Below are 21350 nucleotides of genomic sequence, written 5' to 3'. Positions count from 1 at the left end.
ATGTCTGAGTCAGAAGCCAAAACCAAAGGTCGTTTAACCACCAGAACGGTTGCTATGCCAGGCGATACCAATCCAGCAGGAGATATTTTTGGTGGTTGGGTGGTGTCGCAAATGGATATAGCAGCAGGGATTTGTGCAGGGCAAAGAGCACAATCTCGTGTTGTCACTGTTGCCTTAGATGGAATGAGCTTCATTCGCCCAGTGAAAGTGGGTGACATACTAGGTGTGTATACACGAGTTATGTCTGTGGGTCGGACTTCTATGAATATCCATGTAGAGGCTTGGGTTAGACGAGGCCGTATTGGCCACAGAGAAAAAGTCACCGACGGTATGTTTAAGTTTGTGGCGATTGATGATTCTGGTAAATCGACCCCGATTCCCAACGAAGAAGATTTGCCAGATTATGTTAATCATGGTTTCGAAGAATTTTAATTAAGTTAAATTGGCGAAGTTAGAAAAATATTAGTGATCTACAGGTACAAAAACTGTGAATTTGAACTTTCATACGTTTTGATGCTCGAAGCAGGGTTACAGTGTGGGTTATTACTAATAAAAGGTACTTAAACTGGGGATGGGGAGGTTTTATGTTCATGATGAATCGTCAAATGATAACCCTTCCATCTCTTCTATTATTGCTTGCAGGATGTTCACCTTCAGCAGAATTGACGGCTGGTAGTAGCTTAGGTGATTACAAAGGTTCAGCTGGTATTTCTCAAGGTTTTGCAAAGACGATAGTAGCGAATCTTTTTGAATGTGCGAATGGTAGAAGTCGTGTGGCTGGCATGGGAGAAGTCGTCGACTCCGACGGGAGAGCTTGGACTGTTCCCGCTCAAAATCACTTTAGCACAGCGACAAAAGCAGTCGATTTGTATGAAGAATGTGCCAATATTACGCCTCGAAGCATGGCGGAAATAGACCAAGCTTCGCTGCCTGTTATTGTCATTGATGCTGATGGCGAAGAGATTACTGGCTATATTTTTGCTGATAATTATTTTGAGTTATACATTAATGGTCAGCTTATCGGAGTAGATTCTGTACCCTTCACGCCGTTTAATTCTAGTGTCGTAAAGTTCAAAGTGAATAAACCTTACACTATTGCTGTAAAAGTGATTGATTGGGAAGAAAACTTAGGTCTGGGCACAGAATACAATCGTGGCAAGAGATATTATCCAGGAGATGGCGGCTTTATTGCGAGCTTTAGCGATGGTGTAGTGACCAGTTCAGACTGGCAGGCACAAACCTATTATACCGCTCCTATCTATGATTTAACCTGTTTAACGGAAGTGGATGGCAAGCGCTTATCTGATACTTGTACTTTATTGGGTACAAATAATGGTGAGAATGCTTATGCCGCTCACTGGCAAATTCCAAGTGAATGGATGAATAAAGGGTTTAATTCAACCTCATGGCCTCAAGCAACGGAATATTCTGAAGAACAAGTTGGTGTAGACAACAAAAGGTCTTACATGAACTTCATTGAAAAGTTCAGTGGCGCAGATGCCCATTTCATTTGGTCAACCAATCTTGTATTGGATAATGAAGTGTTACTTAGATATGACGTGAAATAGACGGATTGCTTTATCCATTACTGATCATGACTTGGTTTATTATTTTCTGTAAAGGGTAGTATCTTGATTTGGTTATGTGTTGGCTCAATAGGAGTTTTGAACAAATTGTTGAACCATAATTGAGAGAAAAATGGCCGAGCGTGTGCTTGCTCGGCCAGATCAAGTGACTAAAGTGAAGAGACTTTCGCCACTAACATTGCTTATATATCATGACGTAAATCAAAGCGATCCAATTGCATCACTTTCACCCATGCAGCAACAAAATCCTCGACGAATCTTGTTTGCGCATTATCATAAGCGTATACCTCAGCGACGGCTCTTAGCTCTGAATTGGAACCGAACAGCAAATCGATTGAGGTGGCCGTAAATTTAGGCTCACCACTAACTCTATCTAAGCCTTCGTAAATACCTTCTGTACTGGTTTTCTGCCAACGGGTTGACATATCCAGCAGATTGACAAAAAAATCATTACTCAAGGTGCCGGGAGCGTCGGTAAATACTCCATGAGAGGCCTCACCAACGTTGGCGTTAAGAACACGTAAACCACCAAGAAGCACTGTCATTTCAGGGATGGTTAAGGCTAACTGATCGGCGCGATCAACCAGCATTTCGGCGGGGGATCGGTAGCTTTTATCCGCATTGAAGTAATTACGAAAGGCATCAGCCGTAGGCTCTAATAAAGCAAACGAAGCCACATCGGTTTGTGACTGAAGGGCATCTGCTCTACCTGGCGTGAAAGGCACATTGACATTGACCCCCGCTTGTTTGGCCGCGGCTTCAATAGCGGCTGCACCACCCAGCACTATGATGTCTGCCAAAGAGACTTGCTTGCGACTATTATTAGCATTGAATGCCATTTGGATTTCACTGAGCTGGGCGATCACTTTCGACACTTCTTCCGGATTGTTTACCGCCCAATTCTTTTGCGGAGCAAGCGCAATTCGTGCTCCATTTGCCCCTCCGCGTTTATCACTGGCTCTAAAACTCGCAGCAGAAGCCCAAGCAGTGCGCACCAATTGCGGTATGGTTAGGCCAGCATCCAGGATGGTTTTTTTCAGTGCCTGTGCATCTTGACGGTCAATCAAAGGATGCTCAATGGCTGGCAAGGGATCTTGCCAAATTAAGGGTTCAACAGGAGACGTATCCGATAAATATCGAGCTCGCGGCCCCATATCTCTGTGGGTCAGTTTATGCCAAGCCTTTGCGAAAGCAAGGCGATACGCTTCAGGGTTGGCGAAAAAGCGTTCCGCAATAGCACGATACTGGGGATCTGCTTTAAGTGCCAAATCCGCTGTTGTCATCACAGGAGGATTGCGTTTTCCTTCGATGTGCGCATCAGGGACACTGGTATGCATCGCCTCATCGGTAGGAATCCATTGGATGGCGCCTGCTGGGCTACGAGTTTGTTGCCACTCTAGATTGAGTAGGTTACTCAAATACAGGGTTGTCCAGCGGGTTGGTGCTTGTGTCCAAGCCCCTTCTAATCCACTCGTCGTGGTATCTTCAGAATGCCCCTTGCCGCAACGATTATGCCATCCTAATCCCTGTTGCTCGACACCAGCAGCACCGGGTTCTGGACCAACGCACTCTGCAGGTTTACGAGCGCCGTGCATTTTGCCAAAGGTATGTCCACCAGCAATGAGAGCAACCGTTTCTTCATCGTTCATGGCCATCCGACCAAAGGTTAAACGGATATTCTTAGCAGAGCCTAATAGATCTGGTTTGCCCATCGGACCTTCAGGGTTTACATAAATCAAGCCCATATGGGTCGCGCCGAGGGGGCGTTGTAACTGGCCACCTCTTTGACGACGATCACTGGCTAACATTTCGACTTCTGGTCCCCAATAGACAAAATCAGGCTCCCAATCATCGGTTCGACCAAAGGCAAAGCCATAAGTCTGAAAGCCCATATTTTCGAGTGATATGGTGCCGGATAAAATTAACAAATCTGCCCAAGACAGATGTTCACCGTATTTTTGTTTGATGGGCCACAAAAGACGTCTGGCTTTATCGAGATTACCATTGTCCGGCCAGCTATTGAGTGGATCAAAGCGCTGTTGTCCTCCATCGCCACCACCACGGCCATCGAGTGTGCGGTAGGTGCCAGCACTGTGCCAAGCCGTTCGAATAAAGAGGGGGCCATAATTGCCGAAGTCTGCTGGCCACCAATCTTGTGATTGGGTCAGCATGGCATTAATGTCACGTTTTACTGCGTCGACATCCAGTTCTTGAAAAGCTTCAACATAGCTGAAGTTGTCGCCAAAAGGGTTTGATCGACTGTCATGATCTCGTAGGGATGATAGGTCAAGTTGATCAGGCCACCAAAACTGATTGCTTTTCGGCTGTCCTGGTATGGATTTACCTGATCCTGCCGCGCTTGCTGGTTTGGTGCTGGTTGAGGTGTTTTGGGCCATCGCTGAAGCAGCGAAAAGCCAGGCGAATGTAACAGCAAAAGTAGTCGCCCTGAATCGTCTATCCTTTTTCATTTTCTTCTCTCCTAGTCACGGATTCCGTTTACACGGTCCTTTTTATTAGTGTGAGATAGATAAAGCGATACAGACTTACAAAATGCTTATCTAGCAAAAAAAGTATAACCAAAGTCACGATAATGACCGGACATTTGCAATTGATAATTGTTATTGAGTCGATAGAATTTGATTAATGTTGGGTGGATTTAAGCTAAGGGGGATTGCCACTTAACTTAATATGAGCAGTAGTAAGAGCGTATAGGAAGCGAAACCGTCTTTAGGCTTTTGATGAAAAAAAGTAAAAATTGATGTTACATGACAAGATGGTACCAGTGGGCGGACTCGAACCGCCACGCCTTTCGGCAACGGATTTTGAATCCGTCGTGTCTACCAATTCCACCACACTGGCCTTGAAAAAGGTGGAATGTATTCTATGTTTTTTTCTATAGCTGTCAATTGTTTATGTTAAAAAAATTAAGAAATTGGCTGCATGACCTCATCGGACCATAACATGGCTTCTAAAAACGCATGGTTTAAGTCGGAAAGTTGCTGTGCTGATAACGTCTGGATATTTTGCCAAGCTTGTTGTTCACAGCTTAAAGTCCAATGCAGGAGCCGTCCTAAATCCCCTGATTGGTGTAATATTGCGCCTAGCACTTTCTCTTCCAAGGCGGTTTGTTCCAGAATAACCTGCTTTTCAACTTGGAATACCGCATCCATTCCTGACATTAACCCCACCATGAAAGCGGATTCTGATAACCCCGCATCCAGTTTTTCAGCCAATAACTGACAACATCTTGCACGAGTTAACAGTATCTTGAATAACGCGTTTGGTTGGCTAGAAGAAGAAGTTAAAGTGATTAACAAAGCCCAACGTTTAAGTTTCACCAGGCCTAAGAAAATCACCGCTTCTCTAATCGACATAACTTTCTTGCTGATACCACATACGGGACTGTTTAAAATACGCAACAGTTGATATGACAACTTGGGATTTTTTTCTACCAGCTTAGCAATTGTATTGATGCTGATGTCTTTATCTTGTAAGGCATTCACTAATGCGATCGCACTGTGGGTTGCTGAGTCGATTTTACGACCTTTGATCAATTCAGGGCGCTGTAAAAAATAGCCTTGGAATAAGTCAAAGCCAAATTTTTTGCATTGCTCAAACATGGTTTGATCTTCTACTTTCTCTGCCAACAAGAGTAAGCCTTTACGTTTTAAAGCAGCGATTTGCTCAGAATATTGTTCAGGAGGCGTTTTCAATACATCAATTTTTACAATGGAAACCCAAGGCAGCAATGCTTCGTAATCATCACCAAATTGATAATCGTCTAATGCAAATCGATAACCTGCAGCGCGCCACTTTTCCACTGCTTGGTAGAATTCTGGTGTTAATTGCTGGCTTTCCAAGATTTCGATATAAACGGTATCCTGATCAATTGGAAAAAAGGCGTCAGACAACATCAACTCCGTTGTCATATTGATGAAGAAGGGCTTACGCAACTGAGATTCAAGTTTCGTGATACCGATACAAAGGTTCACTAAAACTTGGCTTGTAGCAACTTTACCATCCAAAAACTGCGCTTGTTGGGCATCCATTCCACGGAACAGGAGCTCATAACCAAATATCTCTTTATTGCGTTTGAGAATCGGTTGCTGAGCCATCATTAGGTCATCTAATACCGTGGGAAAATCCATCGTGTCTTGCTCTATCAGTAATTTTGATTTAATTTCCCATGATATCAATAATGTCCTTGTTCTAGAAAACAAATTTATCGATTATTATCGATTAAAGAGCCGTCGTGGTTTTGTCGAAAAATATTGACACAAGCGGCAAGCAACCCTAGAATTCAGCGCTGTTTTGTGGGGCTATAGCTCAGCTGGGAGAGCGCTTGCATGGCATGCAAGAGGTCAGCGGTTCGATCCCGCTTAGCTCCACCATAAAACACTTCCCTCAGGCTTTTACCGATAGAGGCTTTCTAATCGATAAAAGCGTGCTGCAAAAAACGCAATCGCGTGATGTGGGGCTATAGCTCAGCTGGGAGAGCGCTTGCATGGCATGCAAGAGGTCAGCGGTTCGATCCCGCTTAGCTCCACCACTACTTTATTCTTTCGCTGCTACTCGATTCCTTTGTCTCTACCTGATTGATTTTGTTGTTATACTCTTGTCTTGAGTGGTTTTGGGCAATGTGGCGTATAAGGACTCGATATGTTTCGGCTTTACACCGGCAATAGACTGGAAGATTTATCAGTCTTGCTGGCAAAAATTCTTGCGGTATCCCCCCCGCAAAATCCCTTTGATGACGAGCATATTCTGGTGCAAAACCCAGGCATGGCGCAGTGGTTGAAAATGCAGTTGGCTCAGTCTCAATCTATTGCCGCGGGTTTGGCGTTTCCTTTGCCCTCGACTTTTGTTTGGCAGACTTTCAAACAGGCCTTGTCTGACATTCCACAACAAAGTGAATTCAATAAACCCTTCTTAGTGTGGCGCTTGATGCGCATTTTGGATTCCCGTCTGCAAGATGAAGAATTTGCCCCACTGCAATGGTATCTGAGTGAAGACGATAGCCAGATTCGACGTTTCCAATTGTGCTCTAGCATTGCCGATATCTACGACCAATATTTGGTTTATCGACCTGATTGGATTGCCGCTTGGGAAGCGCATCAGGTGGAAGATCCAACGCTCGCGAGATTGTTTGCAGAACAAGCTTGGCAAGGGATTTTGTGGCGTGATTTGGTGGCCGATATCAGTGAGCAAGGCGAGTCCTTGTACCACAGGGGAAATTTGATAGACGCCCTAAAAGACGCTTGTTTCACTAAGGCTAGACCAAGCGGCGTGCCGCCGCGTATTTTTATTTTTGGTGTCTCTTCTTTGCCGCCTAATACTTTGCAAGCGTTACAAATCTTAGCCGAATCCGGTTGGATTGATGTGCATCTCTTTTTGCAAAACCCGTGTCGTTTTTATTGGGGCGATGTGGTGGATAAACACTACTTGGGACGAGAGATTAAGCGTCAAAATTTAAAACCCGGTTTAACCCTTGAGGCATTGCATTTGGACGCTAATCCTTTGCTTGCCAGTTGGGGGCGCTTGGGCCGTGATTACATCGCCCAGTTACAAGACATTGCTGACGATCAAATAGAAGTGTTTGAAGACTATGTTGAAGGGCAAGCCAATGAAGGGGCAGCCGATCAAACGGCCAGCTTGTTGCATTGGGTGCAGCAAGATGTTCTGAATCTGGACAATCATGGCGGGCAAGAAGAAACCAAGCTGAACTTAACCAAGAGTCATTATCGTCATGGCATTGCCGATCAGGATGAAAGCATTCGCGTGCAAGTGTGCCACAGCCCGCTGCGGGAAGTGGAAGTCTTACACGATCAGTTGTTAGACATGTTTGAGCGCTATCCTGAGCTGACGCCGAAAGACGTGATTGTCATGTTGCCGGATGTGAATGCTTACAGTCCGTTTGTCAAAGCCGTGTTTGGTCAGGCGCAGGGCAATAAGCACATTCCATTTGCCTTAATTGACCAAGCGGGTGGGGTGGAAAACCCCATTGTCGACGCCTATTTGTACCTGCTGGGGTTAGGTGAAAGCCGATTCACCTTGTCTGAGCTGATTAGTGTTTTGGAAGTGCCAGCTGTCATGCAGCGGTTTGAGTTAACCGCACAAGAGCTGGATCGGATTCGTCAATGGTCGGTAGAAGTGGGTATTCGCTGGGGTTTAGATGAACACACTGCCGAGCAACATAATTTGCCCAAACAACAAGCGCACACCTGGCTCAATGGGGTGCGTCGAATGTTGTTGGGTTATGCCATGGGGCACGATCATATCTGGCAAGAGACTCTGAGTTATGGCGATGTAGAAGGCTTAGAAGCCGTTGTGGCCGGCAAATTGGCCGAATTTTTGGACGCTATTCATCATGCTCAACATGGTTTGCAACAAGCCATGAACCCAGAGCAATGGTTGCAAACCCTGTATGCACTCCGAGATACTTTCTTCGTGCTAGAAGAGGATGACAGTTTCCAAGATTTGCTGGCCACTCAATTAGATGGGCTCATGTCTGAGTGGCAGCATGCGCATTTTGATCAAGCGCTAGACCAAATGGTGATTCGCCAGTTATTGGCGCCGCGTTTACAGGAGTCACAAGGCGGTCAGCGTTTTCTGGCTGGGCGAGTTAATTTCTGTACCCTGATGCCAATGCGTTCCGTGCCCTTTAAAGTCATCTGTGTATTGGGATTAAACGAAGGCGAATACCCGCGCAGTGTTGCGCCAATGGGCTTTGATCTCATGGTGGGACATTATCGCAGTGGCGATCGTAGCCGACGAGAAGACGACAAATACCTTTTCCTCGAAGCGCTCATGTCGGCGCGCGAAGTGTTTTACATGAGTTATGTCGGTCGCAGTATTCAGGACAACAGCGAGAAAAATCCGTCCATATTGCTCAGTGAATTGTTGGAATATTTGGCGCAAAGTTGCGTCTTTGAGTCTCATCAAGATTTGCCACCAGAAGATGCGCAACAAGCATTTTTACAGCAGTTGATGGTTGAACATCCGTTGCAGCCCTTTAACCCTGCGTATTATGCTGATTCAGCAGAGAGCATGGCCAAAAACAAAGCTTTATACAGCTTTAACCCTCATTGGTTACCCGCGTTACAGGTACAGGTAGAGGATCAAGCAACGACGATTACAGACCTAGCCTCGTTCGAGCAAAGCAGTGCGGAATTACCACTGGAAGAGTTGGTGAGATTTGTCAGCCATCCGGCGCGTTATTTCACACAGCGTCGCCTGAAAGCGTATCTAAGTTTGAAAGAAGAGCAAGAACGAGAGGATGAGCCTTTTAGTCTAGAGGGCTTATCTGGTTACCAACTCAAAGACGAGTTGTTACAAGCCATGCTAAAGGGAGAGGAGGAGAGCTTCTTGGCGCGGTTAGCCTTATCCGGTGTGGTGCCTTATGGGGCATTTGGGCAATTGTCTTTGCAACAGAGTCTACAGCAATGTCGGCAGCTGTATCAGTCCTTACAAGGTTATGCTTTAGCGTCATTAGCGCCTATGGAAGTCAATTTAGCGTTAGCAGGGGTTAAGGTGCAAGCATGGCTGGACTTGCCTAGTGCCACTACGCGTTTGTCCTATCGAATCGGTGATATGACGGCAAATCAGAAAATGCGTGCTTGGATCGAGCATTTGGCCTTGTGCGCGCAAGGAACCCCTAAGCAACATCATCTGATTAACCTATTGAAAAACGGTAAAGTGGTGCAACATGAATTCACCATCTTACCGCCAGAAGCGGCTCGAACCTATCTCCTAGAGCTGTTAAATTTGCTGCACACAGGCTTGTGTCAGCCTTTAATCATGCCAGCGAAAAGTGCCGACGCTTGGTGTAAGAGTTATTGCGCAGAAAAGTCGAAAGAAGACCATGAACAAGCCTGGCAACAAGCTGTTAAGGTGTATCAAGACGCCAGTAGCGCCTTTACATCAAGTGAAGTGGAGGATGCTTATTGGCAACGCTATTTCCCAGATTTAACGGCCCATAAAACGGCATTTGTGGCGTTCTGCGAACAAGTTTGGTTGCCAATGACGCGCCATTTGGAGCCCATTCAATGACTTCTAATCCAAACACCTCTGCCGCTGTTGAAAGGCTTGATGCCATGCGCTTTCCGTTATTTGGTAAGCGTCTCATTGAAGCCAGTGCGGGCACAGGAAAAACCTATACCATTGCCAATCTTTACCTTCGTCTATTAGTGCCCACAGGACAAGCAGGGGATTTGGCGCACGCCTTAACGGTAGACCAAATTCTGGTAGTGACCTTCACCGAAGCCGCCACCGCTGAGTTAAAGTCCCGTATTCGTCAGCGTATTCGAGCGGCACGCAAAGCCCTAATGCTGAACCAGAGTGACGATACCTTTTTGGCGCAATGGCTGGCTCAGATGACAACAGAGCAACAACAAGATGCGATTGAGAAGCTGCTGTATGCCGAAAAACAAATGGATGAAGCGGCTGTCTTCACTATTCACGGTTTCTGTCAGCGTATGCTCAGTCAAAACGCCTTTGAAAGCCGTATGTTGTTTCAACAAAGTATTGAAACCGATGAACAAGCCCCGTTAGCCATGGCGGTAAAAGACGTTTGGCGACGTGTGTTTTACCCAATGGAACAAGCGCAAGCGGCGTTAATCAAACCCATTTGGTCGACCCCAGAAGCCTTACAAAAAGACCTCTCTTTGCTCAACAATCAGCCTGATGCCAACATTGTCAGCCAAGAATACGATTGGCAAGCGGCGTTAACTCAGGCTCAGCAAGAGATAAAAGCCGTGCGCACAAGCTGGTTGTCACAACGAAATGACATTATTCAGGCTTTGGAACAGAGTGGTATTAAGCGGAACTTTTGGCGTAAAGATCCCAGTAAAGACATTCAAGCCATGAACCAATGGGCTCAAGACGACCAATTTGTGTTGGATAAATGCCTTGATAAGTTTGATGCCAATGAGCACGCCACGCGTATCAGTAAAGGCGGCGAAGCACCAAGCCATGTGTTTTTTCAACAAGTGGCTCAACTACGGGAACATTTTCCCGATGCCGGTAAGGTGAAATCGGTTTTGCTGGTGTCACTTTGGCAACAAGTAAAACAGCGTATGGCAGAGTGGAAGCGAGCCACTCAGTCGTTGACCTTTACTGACTTGCTCACCTCTTTGGATGTGGCGCTGCAAGAAGACGAGAGTGGCAAATTGGCGCAACGTATTCGCAGCCTTTATCCAATTGCTTTGATCGATGAATTCCAAGACACGGATGCCGTGCAATACCGTATTTTCTCCAAGGTGTATCAAGAGGCGTTGGCCGATCAAAATCGCTTAGGGTTGATCATGATAGGCGACCCCAAGCAGGCGATTTATGCTTTTCGTGGTGCTGACATATATACCTATTTGGCCGCTAAACAAGAGGTAGACGCGGTTTATTCCTTAGCGACCAACTACCGCTCCTCAGCGGCCATGATCCAGGCAGTGAATGCTTTGTTTAGCACCCAGCAAACGCCTTTTCGAGTGGACGGTATTCCTTTTGTGGAAGTGCAAGACCGAGGCGTTGAGAGCCAATTTATTCGCCACGGCCAACGCCAAGCCGCCTTGCAATTTCTCTACTTAACCACGGATGAGCCTGTTTCAGCCAAAGAGTATCGTGATCAAATGGCAGAGCAGTGTGCCGCTCACTTACACCAAATGTTGTTAGAAGGGCAAAAATCGTCAGATGAAAAGCCACAAGCGCAACTCAATCAGCAAGGGGTGCGACCCAAAGATGTGGCCTTACTGGTCAGTAATTTTGCCCAAGCCAATGCTTTGAAGCAGGCGTTGCGTGCTCGTGGCATTGCCAGTGTGTATTTGAGTGATAAGGGCTCGGTGTTTGAAAGTATAGAAGCCAGAGAACTGCTGATCGTTCTGACAGCGATCTTATCTAATGGACAAGAAAATAACCTGCGTTCGGCACTGGCAACTGGGCTGGTGGATTGGTCGCTCGAGGATTTGGATACCCTCAATCATGATGATCTGGTGTATGAGAAATGGGTACAGGCTTTTCAAGGTTATTTGGCTATTTGGGATCAGCAAGGCTTACTGCCTATGTTACGTGTCTTCATGCAAGACGTGGTATTAGCGCCTAATATGTTGCGTCATGTGGATGGGGAAAGGCGCTTAACGGACTTTTTGCACCTCACTGAAAAACTACAGGAAAAGTCCTTAGAACTGGATTCCAAAGAAGGTGTGTTGCGCTATTTACGTCTGGCCATTCAATCGCCCAATGGTAATAGCGACGAGCAAAAAATTCGCTTAGAAACCGATGCGGAACTGGTGCGCATTGTCACCATTCACAAGAGTAAAGGCTTGGAATATCCGATCGTCTATCTGCCGTTTGCTTTGACACCTTTTCAAGACAGAGAAAAATCTGCTCTGTTTCATGATCAGAACCGGCAGTTGTGGATTGCCATTGATCCAGACGAAGCGCAAACCGAACAACACAAAGAGGAGTTATACGCAGCGGAAATTCGTTTGGCATACGTGGCGCTGACACGTTCCAAAGAAGCCTGCTTTATTGGTTTCATGGAAGTAGGGAAAAAAGCCAATAAAACCCGAGACGCCATCTTGGATGTGCATTTAAGCGGTGTCGGAGCACTGGTTAGCGAAGGTGAAGCCATGACGGCAGGGGACTTGTATCCTAGTCTAGAGCGCCTTTGTCAGCGTTATCAGCAAGGGCAAATGCAGCTCATCGACTTACCTGAAACCGCACCAGAGTTACCACGCTTTGAAATGCAAGATACGATCCCAGAAAAAGTACAGGAGCGTCGTTTCCAAGGGCGAGTAGAGCGAGATTGGTGGATTGGCAGTTACTCTTCTTTGGTGGTGGAGGATAAAGAAACACGCGACACGAGTTTGCCTGGGTTTGATGAACAAGCCAGTCTTCAGACCAAGACAGAAGACCTGTCAGTGGTTGAAAATACTCTCGACAATTCGTCAGCTGAGAGCGAAGTGCAGGCCAACCGATTTAGTTTCCCTCGAGGAGCCGCACCAGGCACTTTCTTACACGATTTGCTCGAAGGCAAAGGGTTACTGGAACACCTTGCTCGGCCAAGTTTTGCTGATTTGATCAAGCTGAATCAGCAGACCACTATGGCACAATTTTATCAACATAGGGGATTTCAAGACTGGCAAGACGTACTACAAAACTGGCTGCCAGATATAGTGCAAACTCCTTTGGTTGAGGGGGCGAGATTAGTGGATTTATCGATTGCCTCATGCCGTAAAGAGATGGAGTTTTTCTTACCCGTGCAAGGCATGAATGCTTTGCAACTGGATCAAATCGCCAGAGAGCATGACCCACTGTCACAGCGCGCCCCTGTGATTCAGGATAAAGCGCTAAAAGGCATGTTAAAGGGCTTTATTGACCTCTTGTTTGAGTGGCAAGGGCGCTATTATGTGTTGGATTACAAGTCCAACTATTTGGGCGATGAGTTTACCGATTACACGCCTGAACACTTGGCGGAAGCCATGTTGGATCACAGGTACGATTTGCAATATCAAATTTACACCTTGGCTTTGCATCGCCTCTTACAGCAACGCATTCCTGATTACGATTATGAGCGTCACATTGGTGGTGTGGTGTATGGTTTTCTGCGGGGAATGTCACCAAACTCCGATACGGGGGTGTTTCGCACACGCTTAACCAAGGAACATGTTGAGGCGTTAGACGCGTTGTTTTATGGACAAGAAACTTACGCTCAATTGGGCGAGAGTTCGTTATCCAACTCATCTGAGGCAATACAATATGGACTCTTCTAAACAACTCGATTGGTTGCAACAAGCACAAGATGGCGCTGAAGAAACGGCATCATTTTCCCTTGCCGCGTCTGCTACTGACATTCTCTCTGAATGGCGTAGCAAAGGCGTGTTAAGTGCCATTGATGAGCAGTGGATACGACAGCTTGCACAACATGCGGATGAACAACATTTGGCTGTGTTTATTGCTGGCGCATTAACCAGCGCGGCGTTAAGTGCTGGACACATTTGCATGGATTTGGCCGATGTTTGGCAATCTCCAGTAGAAGGGTTACGGGGCGATGAGCTGCGTCAAACATTGAGCAAGGTACAAGTGAATTCCGTCGCTCAGTGGTGTGCGGTATTGCAAAAATCGTCTTTGGTGAGTGAGGCTTTGTCATTGCAGGCAAGACCTTTGGTATTGGTTGGAACGCGCCTCTATCTTTATCGTTATTACCAGTATGAACAAGGCGTTTTGAACTATTTGCAGCAGAGCTTAGGTAAGCCTGTGTTTGAGGTGGAGCAAAGCTTAATACAAGGTTTATTTCCAGCGCAGACGGATGCGGTGGACTGGCAGAAAGTGGCGGTGGCGAACGCAGCGAGTCAGGCTTTTGCCGTCATCAGTGGTGGCCCAGGTACAGGTAAAACCACCACAGTGACGAAATTACTGGCTTTGTTGGTGGCTCAAGCGCAACAGCAAGGACAAAGCTTGCGCATAGCGCTAGCGGCACCAACGGGCAAAGCGGCAGCGCGTCTTACCGAATCCATTTCCAACGCCAAAGCGTCTTTGTCTCTGGACGATGAGGTTAAGCAAGGTATTCCTGAGCAAGCCAGTACCTTGCATCGTTTATTAGGTAGCGAATTTGGCCGCAGCCGTTTCAAACATCATCAGCACAATCCCTTGCATTTGGATGTGTTGTTGGTGGACGAAGTGTCCATGGTGGATTTGCCCATGATGGCAAAACTGATCGATGCGTTACCAGCTCATGCTCGATTAATCCTGTTGGGTGATAAAGATCAGCTGGCGTCAGTGGAAGCGGGCAGTGTGTTGGGGGATTTGTCCTACGGTATTGAAAATGCTTATTTTCAGTCTGAATGGGCCGAGCAATTGGCAAGATCCACTGGGGAAAATCTCCAACCATTCGCTAACCCAGCCGCTGCTCCTATTAGTCGAGCATTAACCCTATTGCGAACCAGTTATCGTTTCTCTGCCGACAGTGGCATAGGTCATCTCGCCAAAGCCATGAATCATGGACAAAGTGATGCGGTGTTCCATTGTTTACAGCAAGGTTATGAAGATTTGGCTTGGTATCCGCCCAAACAAGATCAAACACAAGCGGAAATCGGACAACTGGCAAAAGGTTATGACGCTTTTTGGCAAAGTGTGCGAGCCGGTGACAGGGTGGCTCAGGTACATGATGCTTTTAATCGGTATCAGATTTTGACCGCCGTTCGCCAAGGGGAGTTTGGCGTGGAGCGTATTAATGCTCAGTTGGAAAATCTGTTTTACCAGCACGGCATGATAAGGGATCTGCACAAATGGTATCCGGGCAAGGCGGTTATGCTGACCCGTAATGATGCAGCGTTAGGCTTGTTTAACGGTGATGTGGGAATTTGTTTGGCGGATGGTGATGGACGATTACGCGTCTGGTTTATGCAGCCCAATGGGGAGTATCTCGGTTTATTACCGAGCCGACTCAATGAATACGAATTGGTGTTTGCCATGACAGTACATAAGTCGCAAGGGTCGGAGTTTGATCAGGTGGCATTGGTATTGCCCTTAACGCCTTCTCCTGTGTTAACCAAAGAGCTTTTGTACACAGGCATTACTCGGGCCAAGCAAGGGTTTTCTTTGTGGGGCGCGCAAGAGGTGATTCGTGCGGCTACGCAAAGTCGGATTAAACGCTACTCTGGTTTATTGGGTGCTTTGTGGTCAAACCCTTGAATTAACAACTTTTTATCACCATTAACAAGCTGTCTTTAACGGCCGTAAAACAGCATACGAAATAATCGCTGAAAGGCGAGGCGAGTACCGGATTTTATGATAAGGTAGGCGCACAAATAAAATAGGTAACGTAGGAAAAGAGAACACCATAATGGCAAAAGAAATTGTTTTAACCGGTGTCACCACCACAGGCACGCCACATTTAGGAAACTATGTGGGGGCGATTCGTCCTGCGATCGAAGCAAGCCGTCAAGAGAATACGGAATCTTACTTCTTTCTCGCAGACTATCATGCCTTGATCAAATGCCAAGATCCAGAGCGTGTCAAACAGTCTCGTTTGGAAATCGCAGCAACCTGGCTGGCTTGTGGCTTAGATACGGATAAAGCAACCTTTTATCGTCAATCGGATATTCCTGAAATTACCGAGTTAAACTGGTTGCTAACCTGCGTCACCGCAAAAGGTTTAATGAATCGAGCTCATGCCTACAAAGGGGCGGTTGATGAAAACCTAGCCAATGAACAAGATCCTGACTTTGGTATCACCATGGGACTGTTTTGTTATCCTGTGCTGATGGCGGCAGACATTCTTGCGTTTAATGCGCATAAGGTGCCAGTTGGCCGAGATCAAATCCAACATATTGAAATGGCTCGTGACATAGCCGGTCGCTTTAATCATTTGTTCGGTGAGCACTTTGTTTTACCGGAAGCGGTTGTGGGTGAAGAAGGATCCATCCTAAAAGGCCTTGATGGCCGTAAGATGAGTAAGAGCTACAACAACACGATTCCTTTGTTTGAAACGGAAAAGAAACTGCAAAAAGGCATCAATAAAATCAAAACCAACTTGTTGGAGCCTGGCGAACCGAAGGATCCAAATGATTCTACAGTATTTGATATTTACCAAGCCTTTGCCACGCCAGAGCAGACGGCTGAAATGCGTCAAAAGTTTGCTGATGGCATTGCTTGGGGTGAAGCCAAGAAGGAACTATTTGCCTTGGTTAATGGTCAATTAGGTGAGGCGCGTGAGAAATACCACGAATTGATGGCCACCCCTGCGTTTGTTGAAGAGGTATTGCAAGCTGGAGCCGAAAAAGCTCGTACCCGTGCAAAAGAAAGCATTGCTAAATTGCGCAACGCAGTCGGTCTTGTGAATTTTAATTAAGCGGAGAAAAACAGTGAAAACAACAGCATTTGCCATGTTTATGGCATTTATTCTAGCGATTGGCGCTGGTGGCTACAGTACTGAGGTGCAGGCTAAGAAGTTTGGCGGTGGTAAGAGCTTTGGTAAAAGCTTCTCCATTGCTAAACCGAAGAGTGCTACCAACAGCACATCAAAAGCAACCAATACCACCAACAGCACGTCAAAAAGTAAAGGTCTTCTGGGCGGCTTAGGCGGCGGTCTTTTAGGTGGTTTGTTAGCAGGTGGTTTGTTTGCGGCTTTGCTTGGTAGCGGAGCATTTGATGGCATTTCATTTGGTGATATCTTGTTATTTGCCTTGATTGGTTTCTTGATTTACAAATTCTTCATCGCGCCAAAACGTCAGGCAGCACATGCTCAGGCACAAGCGGGTGGTATGTATCGAGAAATGTCTGACGGCCAAGCTCCTGGTGCTATGTCTGGCTTGTCTGGGTTTGGCGGTATGCCAGATATTCAATTGCCACCAGGCTTTAATGAGCAGGCGTTTGTCGCAGAAGCTAAGAACCACTATATCTTGCTACAAAAAGCGTGGGACGATAATAACTTTGACACCATCTTGGATTACGTTAGCCCTGAAATGTATAACATGTTGGTGGCAGAACGCGCTAAGTATGGTGACAACAAGCCTCGCACCGAAGTGGTGTCTTTGATGGCAGAATTGGTTCGTGGTGAAATTTCTGGTTCGACTGCGTCCATTTCATTGCAGTTCTCTGGCTGGATTAAGGAAGGCGAAGAGACCTCTGAGACCAATGAAATCTGGCACTTGGAGAAAAACTTGTCATCGGCAAGTGGCAACTGGGTTATTGTTGGTATACAACAAGACAACTAATTGTTACTTAAATTAGCTCGAAGATTCATCATAACTTGTCTAATCTAGCTGATGAGTTCTATAGTAGTAATTGTTTATTAAATTGAATATGGATATGAGCCATGTCTGAATTAGCACCTATTAACGAAGCAGGTAAAGGCGTTGCTGAGAGCAAGAAAGGTGAATTGCTCCAATACCTTACTTTTAAACTGATTGACGAAACCTATGGCATAAACGTCATGCAGATAAAGGAAGTTTTGCGCTACAGCGAAATTGCTCCTGTTCCGGGTGCACCTTCCTACGTTCTAGGTATCGTTAACTTACGTGGTAATGTGGTGACTGTGGTGGACACGCGTGTTCGTTTCAGTTTGCCAGAATGCACTATCACGGACGACACTCGTATCATCATTGTTGAGCATGATGGTGAGCAAATTGGTCTTTTGGTGGATGCAGTACAAGAAGTATTCTATTTGTACCAAGGTGAGATTGAGCAAAGTCCAAGTGTGGGTAATGACGAAGCTTTGATGTTCATTCAAGGTGTATACCAGAAAGAAGAAGAACTGGTTATCTTGTTGGAGCTGGATCGTATGTTTGAGCGCAACGACGCTCTTGGTATTGAGGCAATGAGCTAAGCCCTGTTTCCTGTCAATTTACAGATTAAAAAGGCCATGCATTTGCATGGCCTTTTTCGTTTGGTGTTGGGTCTCGACTAACGCTCCCAGTAAGCTTCTTCTAGGCTGTCTTCTCTTTCTGGTAAACCACGGGATAAGCGTGGTGCATTTTGTACCAGAATTTCATAACTAACGCGGTTAGCGTACTTACAGATTTGTGCAAATGACGAATAAGCAAGGAAAGGCGCCACGTGTTTACTGGAATTTGGCAAACTTTCTTTATGGTAGTGATTGGCAGATATGTCATGTAATAAAGCGGATAATGCACCATCACCAGCCCCATTGGTATTGCGAATCTTTTCAGGGCCTCCCATATAGGGATCAATATGAGAAAACACCTTGATCGGATTCTGACAAGCGGAGTGCAGCATAGGACGGCTGAATTCCCAGCGGTTAAAGTCTGCCAAACTGCCGGATTTAATCGGATTTGAGGTTTCGCGTTTGACGCTATCATCGGTATGACCACACAAATACATGCCATCTTGACCTGCGGTGAGCAAAACAATGTCCACATAGTCCAAGATTTGATTGGCCGCTTGTAAAGGATCCGATAACCCCGTTAAGGCTTCGGCTTCCAACTCATTCATTGCCAATACGTTGACATGACGCTTAATCAAGTCGAGCAACTCATCTTTATTTTCTTCCACAAGGTGTTGGGTGCCTAAGGTCAGTACAGTGGGCACTTGATGTTGGTGAGCGTACTCCAGTGCGGTCAGCATGGCTTGTTTAATGGGTTTGCCTTGATGGCGCAGTGGGTAGGCACAAGTGACCAAAGCGGCACTGCCGGCGATGATGTTTTCTGGAATCTGTTCTGCGTCTAATTCGTCCATGTCGCCAGGGGCAATGGCAAAAGTGCGTTCACCGTCTGGCGTGATTAAGGTGATACCACGACCAATGTCACCCGCAACGCCTTGTAAGTGGTTCATATCCACCTTGCTGCTGGTGTGGCAAATGTAATGATAGGCTGGTGAGCCTAAGGTGATATTGGCCGACATGACGCCCAATAAAACCGATTTATCGTCGGCAAGCACGGAATAATTGTGTATGGTGTTGCCAATGGTGCCACCGGCAAAGTGATCCGAAATGCATTCTTGGGCAGCCAATTCACGATAAATGGCCGAGGCAGTATCGGTATCCACTAGGTTGGACAGGCCTTTTTGAATCTTGAATTGAGCAAGAAAATCGTCTGAAACATTGGCGACAACGTCTACTATGGTCTCGTCCAAACCGACAATATAGGTATCTTTGTCCGGTTGAACATCAATGGATGGTAAGATGGGTTTAGGCTGAGATACAGGAAAATAGTGCTTTAGTTTACGTCTGCCGGGGAATTTCATGCTGTTCGCTCGTAGAATAGATAATGCTGAGATTTTAGCAAAGAATTGACCAATCGGGCAGAATCAATCCAAAGAAAAGTTAGGCAAAGATGAACGAATTTGAACTCGACCGGTACAGTCGTCAAATATTACTAAATGACTTTGATATTACAGGGCAATTGAAGCTCAAAGAAGCCAAGGTGTTGATTATTGGCTTAGGTGGCTTAGGCAATATTGCCGCTACGTATTTGGCCACTTCCGGTGTAGGGCATTTGACCTTGGTTGACGACGATACCATTGAAATGAGCAATTTACCTCGTCAGGTGTTATACACAGAAGCGCACGTTGGACAAACTAAGGCAGCGGCAGCTGCTGAACAATTAAAGCATAAGAACTCAAGTGTTGAGATTGATGTGATCGAGCATCGATTGGCTGAAAGTGAATTATTGCAAGCGGTTGCAACGACCGATTTGGTATTGGATTGCACGGATAACGTTGCGACTCGCCAAGCCATTAATAGAGCTTGTTGGCAGCAAAAAACACCTTTGGTAAGCGCGGCTGCGATACGTTGGGAAGGGCAGTTGGTGAGTTTTTTATTTGATCAAGTGTCAGCTCCTTGTTACGAATGTCTTTATCCTAACTTATCGGATCAAGCATTGAGTTGTCATGAAAGTGGCATATTGTCGCCTGTGGTCGGTATGTTAGGGGTTTATCAAGCTCTTGAAGCCATCAAGGTATTGAGCCAATGTGGTGATGTAGAGCATGGTTCGCTGAAACTCTTTGATGCTTTTCAAGGGTGTTGGCGCGAAATGCGTTTAACGCAAGACAAGGAATGTCAGCTATGTAGCAAAGTGTCATCCTCGACTTGAAAAGCCATAGATAAGCCCTATTTTAGTAATTAATATTTTTAGTAAGAATTTTGACGTTTTTTCGGTAAAATTTAGCACACAGATTTCGTCGATAAAGAAATTTATTGAGCACACATTCAGTGACAGGAGCAACAAAGAATGAGCGATGTAAAACACGCTAAGTTAATGATTTTAGGTTCAGGACCGGCTGGTTATACGGCGGCGGTATACGCTGCTCGTGCGAACCTTAACCCTGTAATGATCACTGGTATGCAAATGGGCGGTCAGCTGACTACCACCACAGAAGTAGACAATTGGCCGGGCGATGATCAGGGCGTACAAGGACCTGAGCTGATGGAGCGTATGCGTAAACACGCTGAGCGTTTTGAAACAGAAATCATTTTTGATCACGTCAACAAGGTTGATTTGCAAAACCGTCCATTCCGTTTGGAAGGTGACAGTGGTGTGTATACTTGTGATGCTTTGATTATTTCAACTGGTGCTAGCGCACAGTACCTAGGCCTAGAAAGTGAAAGCAAATTCATGGGGCAAGGCGTATCAGCCTGTGCAACTTGTGACGGTTTTTTCTACCGTAACCAAGACGTTGCTGTCATCGGTGGTGGTAATACTGCAGTAGAAGAAGCCTTGTACTTAGCAAACATTGCTAAGACGGTCACTGTGATTCATCGTCGCGATAAATTCCGTTCTGAAAAAATTCTTGCGGACAAGCTGATGGAAAAAGCGGCGAATGGAAACATTAACATTGAATGGTACTCTGAGTTGGATGAGGTCTTGGGTGACGATGCGGGTGTAACTGGTGTTCGTATCAAGAATAATCAAACCGGTGAAAGCAAAGAATTGTCTGTTGCGGGTTTGTTTGTGGCCATTGGTCATAAACCGAATACGGATATTTTCCAAGGCCAATTAGACATGAAAGATGGTTATCTAACGGTTCAATCTGGCACACAAGGGAATGCCACTCAGACCAGTGTTGAAGGTGTGTTTGCCGCTGGTGACGTAAGCGATCACATTTATCGTCAAGCCATTACCTCTGCTGGAACTGGTTGTATGGCGGCATTGGATGCAGAGCGTTACTTAGACTCTTTAGAATAAGGTCCAGTCGCAAAAGAAATATCATTAAAACCAAAAAAACCGATCATCTGATCGGTTTTTTTCTATGCATAAAAGTTAGGGCAAAAAAAAGCGTTTGTCCGCAAGCAGATCAAACGCTTTCTTCATGCTA

Annotated in this window: 13 protein-coding genes and 3 tRNA genes; 12 read left to right on the top strand and 4 right to left on the bottom strand. The window is 46.0% G+C overall.

The features are described from left to right. On the top strand, positions 1 to 432 hold the full coding sequence (locus tag ACXAH2_RS10015; RefSeq protein WP_475078250.1) for an acyl-CoA thioesterase: 432 nt from the start codon (positions 1 to 3) through the stop codon (positions 430 to 432). Between the two features lie 158 nt (positions 433 to 590). Continuing rightward, complete coding sequence (locus ACXAH2_RS10010; protein ID WP_475078249.1) at positions 591 to 1568, top strand: hypothetical protein; 978 nt, start codon at positions 591 to 593, stop codon at positions 1566 to 1568. Between the two features lie 200 nt (positions 1569 to 1768). On the opposite strand, the gene katG is transcribed toward ACXAH2_RS10010, so the two are convergent. From katG to ACXAH2_RS09995, 3 genes are all read right to left on the bottom strand, one after another. After that, positions 1769 to 4054 carry a catalase/peroxidase HPI gene (gene katG, locus ACXAH2_RS10005; protein ID WP_475078248.1) on the bottom strand — a complete coding sequence of 762 codons (2286 nt, stop codon included), beginning with the start codon at positions 4052 to 4054 and terminating at the stop codon, positions 1769 to 1771. Between the two features lie 306 nt (positions 4055 to 4360). Beyond that, a tRNA-Leu gene (locus tag ACXAH2_RS10000) sits at positions 4361 to 4445 on the bottom strand. A gap of 65 nt (positions 4446 to 4510) precedes the next feature. After that, positions 4511 to 5734 carry an EAL and HDOD domain-containing protein gene (locus tag ACXAH2_RS09995; RefSeq protein ID WP_475078247.1) on the bottom strand — a complete coding sequence of 408 codons (1224 nt, stop codon included), beginning with the start codon at positions 5732 to 5734 and terminating at the stop codon, positions 4511 to 4513. Positions 5735 to 5901: 167 nt separating this feature from the next. On the opposite strand from ACXAH2_RS09995, the gene ACXAH2_RS09990 reads away from it, so the two are divergent. From ACXAH2_RS09990 to ACXAH2_RS09955, 8 genes are all read left to right on the top strand, one after another. Further along, a tRNA-Ala gene (locus ACXAH2_RS09990) sits at positions 5902 to 5977 on the top strand. A gap of 82 nt (positions 5978 to 6059) precedes the next feature. After that, positions 6060 to 6135, top strand: a tRNA-Ala gene (locus ACXAH2_RS09985). A gap of 110 nt (positions 6136 to 6245) precedes the next feature. Then, complete coding sequence (gene recC / locus ACXAH2_RS09980; RefSeq protein ID WP_475078246.1) at positions 6246 to 9635, top strand: exodeoxyribonuclease V subunit gamma; 3390 nt, start codon at positions 6246 to 6248, stop codon at positions 9633 to 9635. Continuing rightward, positions 9632 to 13348 carry an exodeoxyribonuclease V subunit beta gene (gene recB / locus ACXAH2_RS09975; protein WP_475078245.1) on the top strand — a complete coding sequence of 1239 codons (3717 nt, stop codon included), beginning with the start codon at positions 9632 to 9634 and terminating at the stop codon, positions 13346 to 13348. The genes recC and recB overlap by 4 nt, the downstream gene beginning before the upstream one ends. Beyond that, positions 13335 to 15269 (top strand): exodeoxyribonuclease V subunit alpha, encoded by a 1935-nt coding sequence (recD, locus tag ACXAH2_RS09970; protein WP_475078244.1) that lies wholly within the window; start codon positions 13335 to 13337, stop codon positions 15267 to 15269. The genes recB and recD overlap by 14 nt, the downstream gene beginning before the upstream one ends. A gap of 151 nt (positions 15270 to 15420) precedes the next feature. After that, the gene (locus ACXAH2_RS09965; RefSeq protein WP_475078242.1) at positions 15421 to 16428 is read left to right on the top strand and encodes a tryptophan--tRNA ligase; all 1008 of its coding nucleotides are present in this window, start codon (positions 15421 to 15423) and stop codon (positions 16426 to 16428) included. Positions 16429 to 16441: 13 nt separating this feature from the next. Then, the gene (locus ACXAH2_RS09960; RefSeq protein WP_475078240.1) at positions 16442 to 17293 is read left to right on the top strand and encodes a Tim44 domain-containing protein; all 852 of its coding nucleotides are present in this window, start codon (positions 16442 to 16444) and stop codon (positions 17291 to 17293) included. 101 nt (positions 17294 to 17394) lie between these two features. Then, a complete protein-coding gene (locus ACXAH2_RS09955) occupies positions 17395 to 17904 on the top strand; it encodes a chemotaxis protein CheW (protein WP_475078239.1) in 510 nt (169 codons plus the stop codon). 77 nt (positions 17905 to 17981) lie between these two features. On the opposite strand, the gene ACXAH2_RS09950 is transcribed toward ACXAH2_RS09955, so the two are convergent. Beyond that, complete coding sequence (locus tag ACXAH2_RS09950) at positions 17982 to 19280, bottom strand: inosine/guanosine kinase (protein ID WP_475078237.1); 1299 nt, start codon at positions 19278 to 19280, stop codon at positions 17982 to 17984. 89 nt (positions 19281 to 19369) lie between these two features. Between ACXAH2_RS09950 and ACXAH2_RS09945 the strand changes: the two genes are divergently transcribed. Both ACXAH2_RS09945 and trxB read left to right on the top strand, forming a co-directional pair. After that, the gene (locus ACXAH2_RS09945; protein ID WP_475078236.1) at positions 19370 to 20128 is read left to right on the top strand and encodes a HesA/MoeB/ThiF family protein; all 759 of its coding nucleotides are present in this window, start codon (positions 19370 to 19372) and stop codon (positions 20126 to 20128) included. A 138-nt stretch (positions 20129 to 20266) separates the two neighbouring features. Next, complete coding sequence (gene trxB / locus ACXAH2_RS09940; protein ID WP_475078234.1) at positions 20267 to 21220, top strand: thioredoxin-disulfide reductase; 954 nt, start codon at positions 20267 to 20269, stop codon at positions 21218 to 21220. Positions 21221 to 21350 lie beyond the last annotated feature (130 nt).

It is taken from the genome of Marinomonas sp. ABL3_031, assembly GCF_056161265.1.
This window is presented reverse-complemented; position numbering and strand designations above follow the sequence as displayed.